A 16,254-nucleotide genomic window follows, 5' to 3' on the forward strand; every position below is an offset into this window, starting at 1 on the left:
CCAAAAATACAAGTGTGCCATATTATTTTTTGAGATTCTAGCCTTCAATCGTGATTATATCAGAATCTTTTGCTTTAACATTGCCTTGTGCTTTAATCGCTATTGTTTGACCTTCTTTAAGATTCGTAAAAATAATTGGTGTCATGACTGATGGTGCATTTTGTTTAACATAATCAAGGTTAACTTCAAGTAGCTTTTGGCCTTGTTCAACAACATCACCTTCTTGAACAAATGCTTCAAATCCTTCACCCTTAAGGTTAACTGTATCAATTCCAAAATGAATCAGGATTTCTTTTCCACCTTCAGATTGGATACCAATTGCGTGTTTTGTAGGGAAAACATTTAGTATTTTACCGTTTACTGGTGAAACAACTGTCCCACTAGTAGGTAAAATAGCAAATCCATCACCCATCATTTTTCCTGAGAAAACTTGATCTGGGACCTCAGTAATTGATTTTAATTCACCAGTTAGAGGTGCTACAAATGTTTCATCTTTCAGATCGTTTTTCAAGCCATCTGCAACTACATCCTCAACTTGTTCTTGTACTTCATTTTCTTGAGAATGTGTTTTCGTAACTTTTGGACGTTTACCTGACATTACGTCTTGAATTTGTGTTTTTAGATTATCAGACTTAGGACCAAAGATCGCTTGAATATTGTTTCCGACTTCAAGAACTCCAGAAGCACCAAGTTTTTTTAAACGATTTTTATCTACTTCTTTACTATCATTAACTGTTACACGAAGGCGTGTAATACAAGCATCTAAATGCTTAATGTTTTCTGAGCCACCAAATGATTCTAAAATTTGATATGGCAGGTCACCAGCATTAGATTTTGTTTCTTCCCCATCAGAAGTTTCTATGTCTGCATCTTCACGACCAGGTGTAGCAAGATTCCATTTACGAATGGCAAAACGGAAACCGAAGTAATAAATTACAGCAAACACTAATCCCACAGGTATAACTAACCACCAATTTGTTTGAGAGTTTAATACACCAAACAATAAGAAATCAATTAACCCACCAGAGAATGTCATACCAATTTTTACATCAAGCATATGCATAACCATAAATGATAGTCCTGCAAAAATGGCATGGATTCCAAATAATACTGGAGCTACGAATAAGAATGAAAATTCAAGTGGCTCAGTAATACCTGTTAAGAAAGAAGTTAAAGCAGCTGAACCCATTAAACCTGCAACAACCTTTTTATTTTCAGGTCTTGATTCATGGTAAATTGCTAATGCCGCAGCTGGTAAACCAAACATCATGAATGGGAATTTACCTGTCATAAACGTACCAGCAGTTAAATCTTGAACATTATCTTTAATTTGATTAAAGAATATTGTTTGGTCACCACGAACTGTATCTCCGGCTGCATTAACATAGCTTCCAAATTCAAACCAGAATGGTGAATAGAAAATATGATGTAAGCCAAATGGAATAAGAGAACGTTCAATAACACCGAAAATGAATGCAGCTAAGGTTCTGTTCGCATCTAATAAATTTGTTGAGAATGCATTCAATCCTGTTTGGATCGGAGGCCAAACAAAGTACATGACAATACCAAGTAACACAGCAGATGCAGCAGTTACAATTGGTACAAAACGTTTTCCAGCAAAGAATCCTAAGTATTGAGGTAATTCAATTGTAAAGAATCGATTGTACATTGCAGCAGCAATAATACCAACAATTATCCCACCAAATACCCCAGTCTGTAATGTTGGGATACCTAGTACATTTCCATATGCTGCACTATTATTTGCTAAAAACTCTGTTAACTCCACACCACCACCAGGTAGTGTACCCACACCTTTTAAAATACTGCTCATCGTTACGTTCATAATTAAGTAACCAATTAAAGCAGCAATCCCAGCAACACCATCACCATTGGCTAATCCTATAGCGACACCAACAGCAAATAGCACTGGTAAGTTAGAAAAGACAATATTCCCTGCGTTTTCCATAACACTTGCAATTAAGATTACCCAATCACTTGTTAAGAATGGTGCTAAATTTGTAAGTGTTTCGTTTTGTAAAGCATTTCCTAATGCAAGTAAAAGACCTGCAGCAGGTAATAATGCAACTGGTAACATTAATGCGCGTCCAACTTTTTGTAGAACACCAAATGCATTTTTAAACATACTTCTACCTCCCATATTGAATCTTATTAATAAAAGTCATGTGTGAAGCGTAAGACAATCCAAGCTTATAAACCGGTTACAATTAGACAATTTATTCTCCATGGCACTTAATTTACGTTCAACCATAAAAGAATTAAATTTCCTGTAAACGCACAAAAAAGGCATGGTGAACACGTTTTTAAGCTACTAGTAGGTATACTTCCCTAAAAGAGCAAATAAAAACATTTTGTTCACTCATGCCTGATCGAATCAGTAACACGTGATTAAAATATCGGTTACATTTATTTATTTGTCAGTCGATATAAGTGCATTGTTAAATAAACTGCTTCTGCTTCATAAACAGGTTTTCGTAAAACCTGTTGCATAACTTTTATCATTTTCCATGATGTATTGTAGCATAGTGGATATTCTCTTTTCAAGAGTAATGATAATTTTTCTGGTTCTGCAACTGATTCCCCAATTTTAATTCGCTCAATTGTAGAACGTATATGGCGAATTAACCTTAGATAATTCACACTTTCACGATCCACTTTTATCTTTAATGATTCCTCAATAACTTCAGTTAAGCCACTAATTAACTGAGAATATTGATTTACCTCTGAAAGTGGTTTATCTGAAATAGAGCTATGAATATGTAAGGCAATAAATCCAATCTCACCTTCAGGCAATTGAACCTCTAATTTATTATTTATAAGTTCAATAACGTTTTGTGCAAGATTATATTCAAATGGATATAAAGATTTCGTTTCTAATAAAAAAGGATTTTTTATATCCATACCTTGTTGTAACCGCTTTAAAGCAAATGCAATATGATCTGTTAAAGCAATATGGATATGTTCATTAAGTGGGTGATCGACCATTTCTGAGATATAATGAATAGCTTCTTGGACAACTTCCAAACTCTCTTCATCAATATCAGAAAGTAGCATTTTATATTGTTCCTGCTCTTTTTGGTTTTTTAGAACAAACATTTTATCATAATCATCATCTTCAACTATATCACCATTTTTTTTGCCAAATCCAATTCCTTTACCAATTAAAACAACTTCACCATAAGAATGATGATTAACGATTAATACATTATTATTTAATGCTTTCTTTATTTCAAAGGACTCCTTCACGAAATCCACAGCTCCTTTGTTATTGAATCTTACATATAGTACAGGAGTTATTTGTGAACGTCAATGAATTTGTCGATTCCAACAAATAAATCTCTTTGTTTATAAGTTTAATTTCATAGTAGGATTCAATTAATTTTCAAATTCATTAGGTATATATTGATCTTTTTCAAATTGTTTTGAAGTACCTACATAAAAGTATTCAGTCGTTTCTCCACCAAGCTCCATTCCGCTAGATGAACCATGAACCATTTTCCCAGGAAGAAGTTTCGTTCGTTTCCCATCTTGATTTATATAATAATAGTTATTTGTAGCCAGCCCTCATGAATATGTTGTTCTGGTGTCTTCACAATACCATCAGGACTTACTTTATATTCTTGTGATGAAGTTGATGTCTGTGTAATTTGTGGTGTTCCCGCCTCATTATAATGTATTTTTACCCAGCCCGTATATCCATCAGGTATTAGATATGTCCTCGGTGAAACTTGATCATCCTGTTTACATCCTAATAGAAAAAGACAACAAGATAAAACAATTAATATTTTCTGCATCTTGAAAAATCACCTCCTATTATTTAGGATGGCAATTTCCTCTAAATATATTAGATCAAATATAAAATGAAACTAATGCTATTGGGTATACTTAGACGGAGGTGAAAAAAACATGAAGAAATTTTTATCTGTTTTTCCAATGTTACTATTTTCTACTTTTCTGTTGAATAATCAATTAATTAAGGCAGAGGAACCTACTATAAAAGTCCTGGAATTAAAAACAAATAAAATAATTGCAGAAGCTCAAGCTTCCTCAGATTTTGATAAATATGGAAAGAAAGCAATTAAATCAATTAATAATGTTACGGTAGAAGCTAACCCCTTACCTAAAGAAGGTTTTTTAATCAAAATGAGCTTCACAAAACCTCTACTAGTTAAAAATAAGTGGTTTAATGATTTAGTTAATGAAGTTATTCTTATTTATCAACCAAAATATCCAAAAAGCGGTAAAGTTGTTTTATACACAGACGAAAACACTCCGATGTTCTTTGATATATCATATGATTTAAAAGACCTCTCAGAAGAACTAAAAATAGAATAAGATTTTTTCAAAAAACCCTTTTTTAATTCTTTGGCTAATAGATTAATCATAGGCAAGCTTTTTTGTCAGGTCATAAAATAAACACTCTTAGTTATTTATAAGAACTGAACAACATTTAGATGAGTAACATTCTTTTTTCTTTAGCTTTATAAAATTTTCATTCATACTTTTCTTTATGATATAATAACTATTAATGACCGTGGATGTTACCGCATCCACAGTCCGCAGTCTTAACTTAATTAATGTACTTATAGGCCTTATAAAATTGGGTCTATTTTTTTTGCGAAAATGCCAAAATTGCTACAATTAAAGAAGCGAACGTTAACATTACAATTAGACTTTCAAAAATTGTCAACAAGTACCACCCCCTTTCAAAAAGGGGCTTGTTTGAGCCCTAAGACTGCAAAATCATTGTATCATAAAGATCGATATTTTACGAACACTTGTTCCTTTTTGGTTATTTTATCCTAAATAATAGAATAAAAAGAGGCTCAACACCTCTTTTAGCATTAAGTATTAAACTCTTTTTATTACTATTGAATGTTTTTTAGACTGTTCTATTGTGTTAAAGGCGATTTTCACTTTGGATAGTGTGCCTTTAAGTATTTCATCATGATCTGTTTGAGGAGATAAATACATAACGGAGAAATCACACATAGCTCTTGCAAGTAACTCAATTGATTTTTCATGTTCACTCATTGCCCTACCAGGTTTGTCTTTTACAGACAATCTTATAATATCTTCTGATATCTTTTTTATTAATTCCACTTTCCTATTTTCCGTCAAAGGTATGATCCCCTTTCTTATTTTCATTCTTAAATCTCATACAATTATACGTATGCTACATGAGAAATATGGTAAAAAGGTAAAAAACTCTTTATCTTTCAGTAATTTTACATAATATTTTTAAAGAGCAGCTTTTAGCTTTTTAAAATAAATAGATACTAGCCTATACCTTAATAATCGAAAATACGTTCCCTTTTTTATAGACTAAAGAACACACGTTCGTATATAATGAATATAAACAATATCTGAAAGGTAGAGGATTAAGTGATGAAATACTTGTTAAATTGGAGTTTACAAAATAATATGCCTATAACAATAATTTATCTGTCAGGTAATGGTCATATTTCTCAAAGAAAAGTTGTTGTAAAGAAGCTAAATAATCAAAAATTGATCGCATACTGTTATCTCCGAAAGCATATACGATCATTTTCTTTAACTAATATTTTATCAGCTGACCACATTGTAAAATCGTCTGCTGTATGATGATCTCCAATCTTAAAATGTCTCCGATAGTTATACAGTAATTCCCAAAAAATATTCTTTAAAATATCAATTGAGTTGAAAAATACGCTTTACTTTTTGCGGATAAACCTGCTAATTATTCGTAGAAAGTGAATGTAATTGAAAGGATAAGTCGAAATATTATTGACCACTTCATTAATTCTGCACATAAATAGCTCCTATCACATATACATACTTAGTTCTGTAAAAACAATTGAATAAACTGCTTGGACTCAGGTTTTTACAGCTATCGATATGGGTATTACATAAGTAGAGCGCTACTACTATGACACCTTTAGAAATCCATGATGACGCTTAAATAACAAGTGGCGCGGCCTAGGAGCCGCAACGATATAAGAGAGGCAGGGCTTATATCTGCGTCTAGAAAAAGGATTTATTATCGTATAAAAACAAACTGATGTTTTTTTAACAATAAAACACTTATAGATTACATACTTAGGTTGAGAAACGACTCTAAATTACCGTTTCCTGACTTAGCGATAAGTAAAGAGGCTGACTCAATTAATGAGTCAGCCTCAATCTATTTAACAGATGATATTAAATCGATAATTCTTGTGACAATTTATAAACACCTTCTGGTAAAGGATCTTTTTGCTTTAAAATTTCAATGATATCATGATCTACGATTTGTTGTTTTTGCATACCGATTGCTCGTCCAGATTTACCCTCCTGAAGAAGTTCTACAGCTCTTGCACCTAGACGAGATGCTAATACTCTGTCAAAGCCTGTTGGTGAACCGCCTCGTTGCATATGCCCTAGAACAGAAATTCGAGTTTCAAGAGAATATTTTTCTTTCATTTTCTGAGCCAGTTCATTTGCTGAACAAACACCTTCAGCTAAAACGATAATTGAGTGCTTCTTTCCTCTTTCAATTCCCTTATTTAGTTTTTTCACAACTGAATCGAGTTCATATTGTCTTTCAGGAATTAAGATTGTTTCTGCACCTACTGATAACCCTGCAAAAAGGGCGATATCTCCTGCATGGCGTCCCATAACCTCAATAATAAATGTGCGGTCATGTGAAGTTGCAGTATCACGGATTTTATCGATACTTTCTATAACTGTATTAAGAGCAGTATCAAAACCTATTGTATAATCTGTTCCTGGAATATCATTATCAATCGTACCTGGTAAGCCAATACAAGGAAAACCTTTTTCCGTTAGCTTGGCTGCTCCACGGTAGGAGCCATCTCCACCTATTACGACCAGTCCTTCAATTCCTAAATCTCTTAAATTTTTTATGGCTTTATGTTGTGATTCATCTTTCTTAAATTCTTCAGATCTTGCAGTATATAAAATCGTACCACCACGATGAATAATATCACCAACAGAACCCAGTTCAAGCTTTTTAATATTTCCTTCCATTAATCCAGCATACCCTTGGTAGATACCATAAACCTCAATACCATCGTGAATACCTTTACGAACAACAGCTCTCACTGCTGCATTCATACCTGGAGAATCTCCTCCACTTGTTAATACGGCAATTTTCTTCATAAAAACTTCCTCCTCTAAAAATGTTGATACCTTCAACAACCATACATCGGTAATTGTCTTCCTATGACTGGCTTCAAAGATTTCATCAACTATTTTGATTTATTAACCCTAATAAATCTGTATATTCAGCATCTGATGTCACACCTAAAGAATCAAAAATTATCTTTTGACGATTAATCCATGCTGTATTAAAACCAAAATTTTTAGCACCAGCAATATCCCATGTATTCGAAGAAACAAATAAAACTTCCTCACGATTTACACTTAACTGTTTTAGACAAATCTGATAAGACATTGGTGTTGGTTTATACACCTTTGCTTCATCAACTGATATTACTTTTAAATTGATATCTTTTAGTGGTGATTCTTTGATTAGTGGCTTCAGCATATCTAATGATCCATTTGAAAATACTGCTAATTGTTTATCTTCTAAAGATTTCAAAACATATTCAACTTCTTTATATAGTTTCAAATGTAAATAACCATCGAGCAGATTCTCGATTTTCTGGTCATTGTATGGAAGCTCCAATTGCCTACATGAATATGTTAAGGCATTTCTTGTAATTGTATAAAATGGTTCATATGTACCCATAAGCTGTCTTAAGAAGGAATACTCTAATTGTTTTCTTCTCCACAGCTCACACAATTCCCTTCCCTTACCGGGAAATAGCTTCTCGCATTGCTGTTCTAAAGAATATACGTTAAATAGTGTACCATATACATCAAAAACAATAACCTTAATACGGCTCTCTATCATAATCACTCCTCTTTTATCTTTACCTATACATTCTTTTCTAAACTAGATAATACCTTTTACCCTTATAAAAAATAACAAAAACTTTAGGTTTACTTAATGAACTAGACATTGTAAATTACATCCACATATTTAGTTGTATTACCATAGAATAAAACTACATTAATATAATAAGTTTATTACGTTAAAGGACATTTATGTTTAACTTTTGTATAATCTTTGATAAAATATATTTATTATCAAATAAAGAAATGAGGAATAAGATTGGACCAATTATGTAGATCTTGTTTTCAACCTCTTACTATACATAAATGTGGATACTTTTCAATTTACAATCATAGTTATGAAAAGCTAACAGAGGTCTTATTAAAATTATATTTTCAGGAAATCAGCCCGTCACACTTCAGAAAACCCTATGAAACAAAAGCTGAATTAAAAGAGTATCTATCTTTTATCAATACAGAAATCGGGGATACATCAAAAATCACAGGATCAATTCATCATATGGAACAACCAAGTCAATTTGAAATTTATTCATTCAATACGTTATATGAGCATACCTTTCATGAAAAATATGTGCACTTAATAAAAAACGGGAATTTCACTAGCTTCCTTCAACCAATCGTAAAAATGAAGAATGATGAACTTTTTGGTTATGAATCCTTATTAAGATCTAAAGATCAGTCTTTTTATCCTAGTCAGCTTTTTGAAATTGCAAGAAAAACAGAAATGCATTCTATATTAGATAAAAAAGCACGTGAAGTAGCAATAAAAGGAAGAACTAACAAGATTCCACCAGGTATCAAAAGCTTTATAAATTTTTTACCATCAACAATTTATAACCCAGAACACTGTTTAAAGCATACATTTAAGATAGTAGAAAAGTATAATGTAGATCCTAATGATCTTGTATTTGAAGTTGTTGAAACAGAAAAAATTCATGATGTTGATCACTTAAAATCAATATTAGACACATACCGTAATCATGGAATGAAGGTGGCACTAGATGATGTTGGAGCAGGTTACTCAACATTAGATATGTTATCTAAGCTTAAGCCTGATTATATTAAGATTGATAGACAATATATACAAGATTGTCATATTAATAAGGAAAATCAAGTCTTTTTACAGAAGGTAATACTCCTCTCTAAACAATTAAATATTGTTGTGTTAGCTGAAGGAATTGAACATAAAGAGGAGTATGAATATTTAAAGAGTATTGATGTAGATTTAGCACAAGGCTATTATATCGGGAAACCAAGTCCTAATCCGGTCCTTTTACCAGAAACTCTTTGCTGAATGTTTGCTATTATTTGAACAATAAATGAAACCTCCCTTTTCAATGATAAGGACGGAGTTTATGATAAGAATTTATAATACAAAGTGACCCATTAGTACTCAATAATACTATATTAAAAGAATCCATCTAAAGATATAGATGGATTCTTTTATTTAATAGCTTAAAAAACACTATACCAATGAGTCACTTTTTTTAGTTCAAATCTGCTGCTTATTGATGTAAAAATTTCATTTAGATATTAAGAATTTCTCTAAAGGAATATTTGAAGAAATTAACTAAAAATCTAAAAAGGAATACCCTAAGTTAAAACATAAGCTATACTAATAAAGAAATCTTACCTTTTTATCGCACGATAACCAGCAGCTTCTGCTTCCTGCTTTGAACAAAACATTTCCTCGGGCTTGGTTACCTTATAAGATGGAGAAGCTTCCGTATGATAAATTTTCTCACCCTTAGAATTAATATTCCCTTTTATCGTACACTCCACAGAATGAGCTAACTCATCCTCCACAACGGAACTACTTTCTTCATTACTATTAAATCCTTCATCTGTTGCGTAATTCTCAAGGCTCCAAATTCCGATTGCTTTATTTTGAGCTTGTTTTTGTATTTCATAAAACTCATCAACATATTTTGTATTTGGTTCAAAAACGTACGCGACTCTGGCTAGCCCTTTTTCAAGTAATAATTTATTAACCATTTTTTCTTCAAAATAAATATAGGCAAGCAATCTTCCGTATTTATCTCTTTCACCTACATCAAGCTCTATGTCCACTTTATTACCAGTTAAGAGTTTCTTCATATAAGTACTAGCCTCAGGTCCAAAAGGCTCCACTGGTTTGGTAGGGTGAACAGTTTCAGGAGTATCTACTAGCAAAAGACGAACTGTTTCCTCTTTTCCATCTATACTTACATTTAGGGTATCGCCATCAACAACTCTATTCACTTCAGCATTAATGAAATTAGAATTGGTATTTTCTGTTGAACACCCAGCTAATATGCATAAAAAGACCGTTATAATTAATTTTATAGTGGTATTATAAACAGTCATTATGAAACTACAGTGAATTCCTTATTTGTTTTCGTTAGAATTTCATGTCCGTTTTTGGTTATTAATATATCATCTTCAATTCTAACTCCTCCTATTGAAGGCAAATAGATTCCTGGCTCTATCGTATATACCATACCTTCTTTTAATACATCATTATTGATATGACTCATTGATGGGAATTCATGAACATTAATACCTAATCCATGTCCTAGACGGTGTGGGAAATACTCTCCATAACCTGCATCTATAATAATCTTTCTTGCTACTACATCTAAGTCACCTATTCGAATACCAGGCTTACTAAATTCGATTGCAGCTTTTTGCGCTTGTAAAACAGTTTCATATATTTCTTTTTGTTTCTCATTATATGATTTGTAGACAAAGGTTCTCGTAATATCAGAGCAATACCCATCAAGTACTACACCTAAATCAAATAAAACAAAGTCACCTTCAGTTAACTTCTTCAAGCCCGGATTACCATGTGGATCACCAGATTTATCTCCAAATAATACCATTGTAGAAAAGGACATTTCACGAATTCCTTTTTTCTTTAATTCATATTCTATTTTTGCCAAAACTTCCATTTCAGTTATTCCTTCTTTTAAAGCTTCAATTCCCACCTGAACTCCATAATCTGCAAGTATTGCCGCTTCTCGTAAGACCTGTATTTCCTTATCGTCTTTAATGACTCTAAAACTATTTAATATTTCTTCAGAAGATACTATTTCTGCTCCATGTACTAGTTTTTGAATTGATTCCACACGACTAAATGAAATCTCTTCTTTTTCTACCGCTATATTTTCAAACAATTTTACATTATGTTTTTGTAGTCTGTCTTCAATTAAATCCCATGGATTTTCATGATCACTATATCCTATTATGTCATAGCTCCATCCCGCAGCTTTAACCTGATTCAGCTCCATTTTTGGACAAACAAATATTGGTTCATTATGTTTAAAAAGAAATAGACCCATTAACCTTTCATGAGGATCTGTATAAAAATTCGTTAAATAAAATACATTTTCCTTTGTTTGAACAAAGCACATATCAATATCTTGTTCTTGTAACCATTTTCTTACTTTCTCTAGACGAATTTGCATTGTTTCACTACCCTTCAAATATTCATTCTATCATCATAGCAAGCATGGCAAAAAAGTACAATTAACAGTCCATTCACCTTTATTTTCACAATAAATCCCAAATGAACTGAGTTTGAATTTAGATATTATGGGCAAAATAAAAAGTTGAAAAGAAGATAGAATGATTAAACCTGTTTTTGATTATCTTTCTTGGTGTATGCGTTTATACAACTACTTATGTATCGGATCTTTTCGGAAAGATTGTTGCTAATAGACGTTACTATCTGTTTTAACCAGTGTGATATTGCATAAAAGGTGCATTTTTTTTGAAGAAAAGCTGCCACTAGACTTTATACAGAGTTGTTTCCATCATGATTCTAAAAACAACAAAGTGTACGAAAACAGCCTTAGTTAAAAAGGAACCTTACCTTTCAATACAACCTGGTTACTAAGAGCAATTTAAGAAACAGTTAACTTAAAAAAGAGTCTTTTCGTGTGAAGTAAGGTAAAAAGATGTAAGATGATTGTAGATATAGATTCTACGGGGGCTTCTACTATGCTAATTTACAATATAATATTGTTCACTTTTTTAATTTGGACCATAATTAATTCACTGTTTATGCCAAAGCTACATCGTAAAACTGCAACAAATTCTAACAAATTCGTATCTATACTAATACCTGTACGAAATGAAGAAAACAATATTAAGCCTTTAATAAATTCATTGAAAAACCTAAGCTATCAAAATTATGAAGTTATCCTACTCAACGATCAATCAACAGATCTAACTAGAGAATATATTTTATCATCTATAAAAGATGATGATCGTTTTATCCTGATAGATGGAGATGCTTTACCTACAGGGTGGACTGGTAAGGTTTATGCATGTCATCAACTCAGTAAAAAAGCTCGAGGTGAGCTTCTTCTATTTTTAGATGCTGATATTCGTTTACATCAAAACACACTTCAATCGGCTATACATACGCTCCAAAGTAGATCAGGAAAACTTCTGACTGGATTCCCGCGTTTTCCAGTAGCTTATTTATTAGAAAAGTGGCTCGTTCCCATGCAGCATTTTTTAATTTATTTTCACTTACCATTATTTTTTGCAAATTATACAAAGCTACAATCTGCTACAGCTGCACATGGATCATTTATGCTCTTTGACAAAGAATCGTATATAAATATTGGCGGGCACGAGTCCATCAAGCATTCACTGTTAGATGATGTTCACCTTGCTAGGTTAATGAAAAAACATCATCAAAAAGTGTTATTAACAAACATTACATCATATGTAACCTGCTATATGTATACGAGTAACAAAGAGGTATGGAATGGATTTAAAAAGAATATATTTATAGGTATTGGACGTTCTGTTTCTTTAGCTATCCTTCTTACAATGTTTTATTTATTCTTTTTCATCTTACCTGGCATTTTATTACTATATGGAATTGTTCAAATCGTTTTATTTCATACGGTTACATGGCTATTATTATTTCCATATATAATTATTGCATTGCAAAAGTTCATTATTGATTGGCAAACAAAACAAAAAACTTCGCTTTGCTTTGCAATGCCTTTAATTGCATTTACATTCATTACACTGTTAAATGCCTCAATGATTACTTCACTAACAAAGAACGGATATAAGTGGAAAGGCAGGACTTATCTATAAAAATACCTTTAGAAATTTGTAATATTTATTTAATATTACAATGATACTTTTCATTATTTTTTCTTGTATAATGTTTCTATATACATCTTTCTTCCTACTAAGGGGTTGGTCATTTTGCTTCAATTGGTAAGACGTCATCTTGTTCCCATTCTTTGTTTAATAGGAATATCAGCACCATTTATTGGTATGTTATTAATTGATTTATTTTATTATAGTACAATTTGTGGATGGATTTTAGGATTCTGCTGTTTTGTCATTTCCTACATTATTGTGAGCAAGCGACCTGACGAGGAAGATTCTGCAACTACTTCTACAAATAAACCAATCTATAAGGCTATAAAATAAGACTTCTATTAGTAAAATTGTCATGTCCAACTAAATTTATGTATTCCTCCTATAGTCTTAATAATGTATAAGTAGCTAGAGGTAGAGACAAAGAGAGGGAAACACGGTTTTAACTTAAACTGTGTTTCCCTCTTTCTTACTTAGATATTTATTAATTTCCTTTTAACAGACGTAAACCATTTAAGATAACTAAAATCGTACTGCCCTCATGTCCTATAACACCCAAAGGAAGGTCTAGAACTTGAAAAAAGTTTGAACAAATTAATATAGCAATTACTGACATTGAGAAGACAATATTTTGCTTAATAATTCGATTCATTTTATTTGAGAGTGTTACAGCGTTTGTTAGTTTTAACAGTTCATTTTTCATCAAGATAATATCAGCCGTTTCTAATGCAACATCTGTGCCTTCGCCCATTGCAATCCCTACATCAGAAGTAGCTAAAGCAGGGGCATCATTGATACCATCACCAATCATAGTAACTGTACCATATTTCTTTTTCAGTTCTTTTATTTCTTTTACTTTTCCTTCAGGTAAACATTCACCTTTAAACATATCAATATTTAATTCTTTCGCAATAACTTCTGCAGTGGACTGACTATCTCCAGTAAGCATAACTGTTTTAATTCCTAAATTCTTTAGCCTCTCAATTACTTCTTTCGCTTCTTCTCTGACTATATCTTTTAATGCTATTAATCCGACAATCTCACTCTCTCTTACTATATAAACAATTGTTTTCCCTTCTTTTGAAAGTTTCTCACTTACCTCATCATGAAATGCCTTTGCATTTTCTTTACCAACAAAATCAGCTTTTCCGATTTTCCAGGTAATATCATCAATTACTGCAGAAACTCCTAAACCTGACTTTTCGTCTACAGATATCATCTCAGCAGTACTCATAGGAAATTTATGATGAATTTTAGCCACAATTGCTTTTGCTAAAGGGTGTGTTGATTGATTTTCGATGGCTAATACCGCTTTATAAAATTCGTTGTGATCAATCGTTTCTACCTTAAGAATATCCGTTACACTTGGTTCACCTTTTGTAAGTGTGCCAGTTTTATCGAATACAACAACATTTGTTTTGTTTAATTTTTCTAAATGAATACCACCTTTGAATAATAAACCATTTTTTGCTCCATTTGAAATTGCAGACAATGTCGCCGGCATGATAGATGCTACTAATGCGCAAGGAGAAGCTACAACCATTAACACAAGCGCACGATAAATAGTCTCATTCCAGCTCCACCCTAAAGCAAAATGAGGAACTATCATCATCAATCCTACTAGCACTAAGACAACTTTTACATATGTGCCTTCAAATTTTTCGATAAATTGTTGTGATGGAGATTTTTCTGATTGTGCTGATTGAACTAACTCTAAAATTTTGTGAAACATAGTTTCTGTACTTTTTTTCAATACTGAGACTGTAATAGATCCATTACCATTTACCGTACCTGCAAAAACCTCGTCACTTTTATTTTTTTCCACAGGCATTGATTCTCCTGTTATAGCAGATTGATCAATATTTGTCTTCCCTGATAAAATCACACCATCCGTAGGGATTCTTTCACCTGGTTTGACTAAAATTGTATCACCAATATTCAATGTTGAGACATGAACTTTCTTTTCCTCACCATTTACAAGAATCATTGCTTCCTCAGGTTGTAAACTCATTAGAGCTAAGATTTCACGCTGACTTTTGTTCATTGTATACGTTTCAAGTGCTCCACTTAATGCAAAAATAAATATAAGTATAGCCCCTTCTTCCCAATACCCTATTAGAGCAGAACCGATTGCAGCAAATACCATTAATAATTCAACATTCAATTTTTTATCTGCAATCGTTTCTTCTAACCCTTCTTTGGCTTTCGCGTAACCACCTATCACAAACGCCAATATAAATATAGGTATAGCAATAGATTCATTTCCATTAGAATTATAAAACCAACCAAATCCAATAAGTATTCCAGCTATTAATGCATTTATTAATTCAATATGCTCTATCCATTTATTAAAAAAATCATGATTATGTGAAGATCTTGTTTCAGGTATTTTCTCTGCACTGTTAAGTTCCACTATTACCGCTCCTTCTAATTGAGAATAAAACTCATACTCATTCATTTGTTTTTCTTTTAAAATATTGTATTTTCAAGGTTTTCCATCCATACCCTTAATAATAATTATTATAAACAAAGAATTAAAATATAGCAATAATAAACTAATATTATTACTATTTAATAATTATTATTGATAATAATTAGCATTCTCAATTACATAAATACAGAAAGAGATCTTTATTTAATAACAACAAAACAGAACATACAAAAAAACAGTTAGACTCATCTCCAACTGTTCTAGAATTTGAATTATAGCTGCGATATGGCATTGTGTAACATATCATCTGTTACTGGTCCCAACAATTTATTTCTAATTATTCCTTTCTGATCAATAATTATAGTTGTTGGAATACCCATTAAATGATAATCTTTTGCTACCTTTCCTGTTAAATCAAGTCCAATTGGAAAGGTAAGGTTAAACTGTTTTGCAAAGTTACTTACAACATTCTTACTACTTTCTGAAGAAGTAACATTAACACCAATCAATACAATATTTTGTGCTTTATTTTCATTAGTAAATTTATTTAGTTCTGACATTTCTTCCTGGCAATAATTACACCAAGTAGTCCAAAAATTCAATATAACAATTTGACCCCTAAAATCAGATAAACTTATTGCTTCTTCCGATAAGGAAGGTATAGTAAATTCACTTGCTTTCTCCATGGGTTGATTCTTCGCTTTAATTTCATCTGAACAAGTAATACTAAAAGCAAATAATAGGAAGAAAAAGAAAAGCCTTTGTTTCATATATAAAGTTCCACCTTTATTAGT

Annotated in this window: 16 protein-coding genes; 5 read left to right on the forward strand and 11 right to left on the reverse strand. The window is 31.9% G+C overall.

What is annotated here, in order from left to right; genetic code table 11:
• Window positions 1-37 precede the first annotated feature (37 nt).
• The 3 genes from ptsG to FS935_RS07590 form a co-directional block, all read right to left on the reverse strand.
• Window positions 38-2,143, reverse strand: coding sequence for a glucose-specific PTS transporter subunit IIBC (gene ptsG / locus FS935_RS07580; RefSeq protein ID WP_146947174.1), 2,106 nt, complete (start codon window positions 2,141-2,143; stop codon window positions 38-40).
• Window positions 2,144-2,424: 281 nt separating this feature from the next.
• The gene (gene glcT / locus FS935_RS07585) at window positions 2,425-3,264 is read right to left on the reverse strand and encodes a glucose PTS transporter transcription antiterminator GlcT (protein ID WP_146947176.1); all 840 of its coding nucleotides are present in this window, start codon (window positions 3,262-3,264) and stop codon (window positions 2,425-2,427) included.
• A 287-nt stretch (window positions 3,265-3,551) separates the two neighbouring features.
• Window positions 3,552-3,812, reverse strand: coding sequence for a DUF6843 domain-containing protein (locus FS935_RS07590; RefSeq protein ID WP_146947178.1), 261 nt, complete (start codon window positions 3,810-3,812; stop codon window positions 3,552-3,554).
• A 112-nt stretch (window positions 3,813-3,924) separates the two neighbouring features.
• Between FS935_RS07590 and FS935_RS07595 the strand changes: the two genes are divergently transcribed.
• Window positions 3,925-4,353: a hypothetical protein gene (locus tag FS935_RS07595; RefSeq protein ID WP_146947180.1), complete on the forward strand. Its 429-nt coding sequence runs from the start codon at window positions 3,925-3,927 to the stop codon at window positions 4,351-4,353.
• A 271-nt stretch (window positions 4,354-4,624) separates the two neighbouring features.
• On the opposite strand, the gene FS935_RS24460 is transcribed toward FS935_RS07595, so the two are convergent.
• Together FS935_RS24460 and FS935_RS07600 are read right to left on the reverse strand one after the other, a co-directional pair.
• A complete protein-coding gene (locus FS935_RS24460; protein ID WP_369127096.1) occupies window positions 4,625-4,711 on the reverse strand; it encodes a putative holin-like toxin in 87 nt (28 codons plus the stop codon).
• A 158-nt stretch (window positions 4,712-4,869) separates the two neighbouring features.
• Window positions 4,870-5,139, reverse strand: a complete 270-nt coding sequence (locus FS935_RS07600) for a hypothetical protein (RefSeq protein WP_146947182.1) — start codon at window positions 5,137-5,139, stop codon at window positions 4,870-4,872.
• Between the two features lie 267 nt (window positions 5,140-5,406).
• Between FS935_RS07600 and FS935_RS07605 the strand changes: the two genes are divergently transcribed.
• On the forward strand, window positions 5,407-5,622 hold the full coding sequence (locus FS935_RS07605; RefSeq protein WP_146947184.1) for a hypothetical protein: 216 nt from the start codon (window positions 5,407-5,409) through the stop codon (window positions 5,620-5,622).
• Between the two features lie 576 nt (window positions 5,623-6,198).
• Here the strand turns inward: FS935_RS07605 and pfkA are convergent.
• Together pfkA and FS935_RS07615 are read right to left on the reverse strand one after the other, a co-directional pair.
• Window positions 6,199-7,158 (reverse strand): 6-phosphofructokinase, encoded by a 960-nt coding sequence (pfkA, locus tag FS935_RS07610; protein WP_146947186.1) that lies wholly within the window; start codon window positions 7,156-7,158, stop codon window positions 6,199-6,201.
• Between the two features lie 85 nt (window positions 7,159-7,243).
• The gene (locus tag FS935_RS07615; RefSeq protein WP_338036907.1) at window positions 7,244-7,915 is read right to left on the reverse strand and encodes a haloacid dehalogenase type II; all 672 of its coding nucleotides are present in this window, start codon (window positions 7,913-7,915) and stop codon (window positions 7,244-7,246) included.
• Window positions 7,916-8,176: 261 nt separating this feature from the next.
• Here FS935_RS07615 and FS935_RS07620 point away from each other — a divergent pair, with 261 nt between their 5' ends.
• Window positions 8,177-9,211 carry an EAL domain-containing protein gene (locus FS935_RS07620; protein ID WP_240050849.1) on the forward strand — a complete coding sequence of 345 codons (1,035 nt, stop codon included), beginning with the start codon at window positions 8,177-8,179 and terminating at the stop codon, window positions 9,209-9,211.
• Between the two features lie 335 nt (window positions 9,212-9,546).
• Here the strand turns inward: FS935_RS07620 and FS935_RS07625 are convergent, their stop codons facing one another.
• Window positions 9,547-10,263: a thermonuclease family protein gene (locus FS935_RS07625; RefSeq protein ID WP_146947188.1), complete on the reverse strand. Its 717-nt coding sequence runs from the start codon at window positions 10,261-10,263 to the stop codon at window positions 9,547-9,549.
• The gene (locus FS935_RS07630; protein ID WP_146947190.1) at window positions 10,263-11,363 is read right to left on the reverse strand and encodes a M24 family metallopeptidase; all 1,101 of its coding nucleotides are present in this window, start codon (window positions 11,361-11,363) and stop codon (window positions 10,263-10,265) included. The genes FS935_RS07625 and FS935_RS07630 overlap by 1 nt, the downstream gene beginning before the upstream one ends.
• Window positions 11,364-11,898: 535 nt before the next feature.
• Here FS935_RS07630 and FS935_RS07635 point away from each other — a divergent pair.
• Window positions 11,899-13,017 carry a glycosyltransferase family 2 protein gene (locus FS935_RS07635; protein ID WP_146947192.1) on the forward strand — a complete coding sequence of 373 codons (1,119 nt, stop codon included), beginning with the start codon at window positions 11,899-11,901 and terminating at the stop codon, window positions 13,015-13,017.
• 114 nt (window positions 13,018-13,131) lie between these two features.
• Window positions 13,132-13,362: a hypothetical protein gene (locus tag FS935_RS07640; RefSeq protein WP_240050850.1), complete on the forward strand. Its 231-nt coding sequence runs from the start codon at window positions 13,132-13,134 to the stop codon at window positions 13,360-13,362.
• A 151-nt stretch (window positions 13,363-13,513) separates the two neighbouring features.
• On the opposite strand, the gene FS935_RS07645 is transcribed toward FS935_RS07640, so the two are convergent.
• Window positions 13,514-15,487 carry a heavy metal translocating P-type ATPase gene (locus tag FS935_RS07645; RefSeq protein ID WP_146947194.1) on the reverse strand — a complete coding sequence of 658 codons (1,974 nt, stop codon included), beginning with the start codon at window positions 15,485-15,487 and terminating at the stop codon, window positions 13,514-13,516.
• Window positions 15,488-15,732: 245 nt separating this feature from the next.
• Complete coding sequence (locus tag FS935_RS07650; protein ID WP_146947196.1) at window positions 15,733-16,230, reverse strand: peroxiredoxin family protein; 498 nt, start codon at window positions 16,228-16,230, stop codon at window positions 15,733-15,735.
• Between the last annotated feature and the right edge of the window lie 24 nt (window positions 16,231-16,254).

It is taken from the genome of Metabacillus litoralis (assembly GCF_007994985.1).
Taxonomy (GTDB): domain Bacteria; phylum Bacillota; class Bacilli; order Bacillales; family Bacillaceae; genus Metabacillus; species Metabacillus litoralis.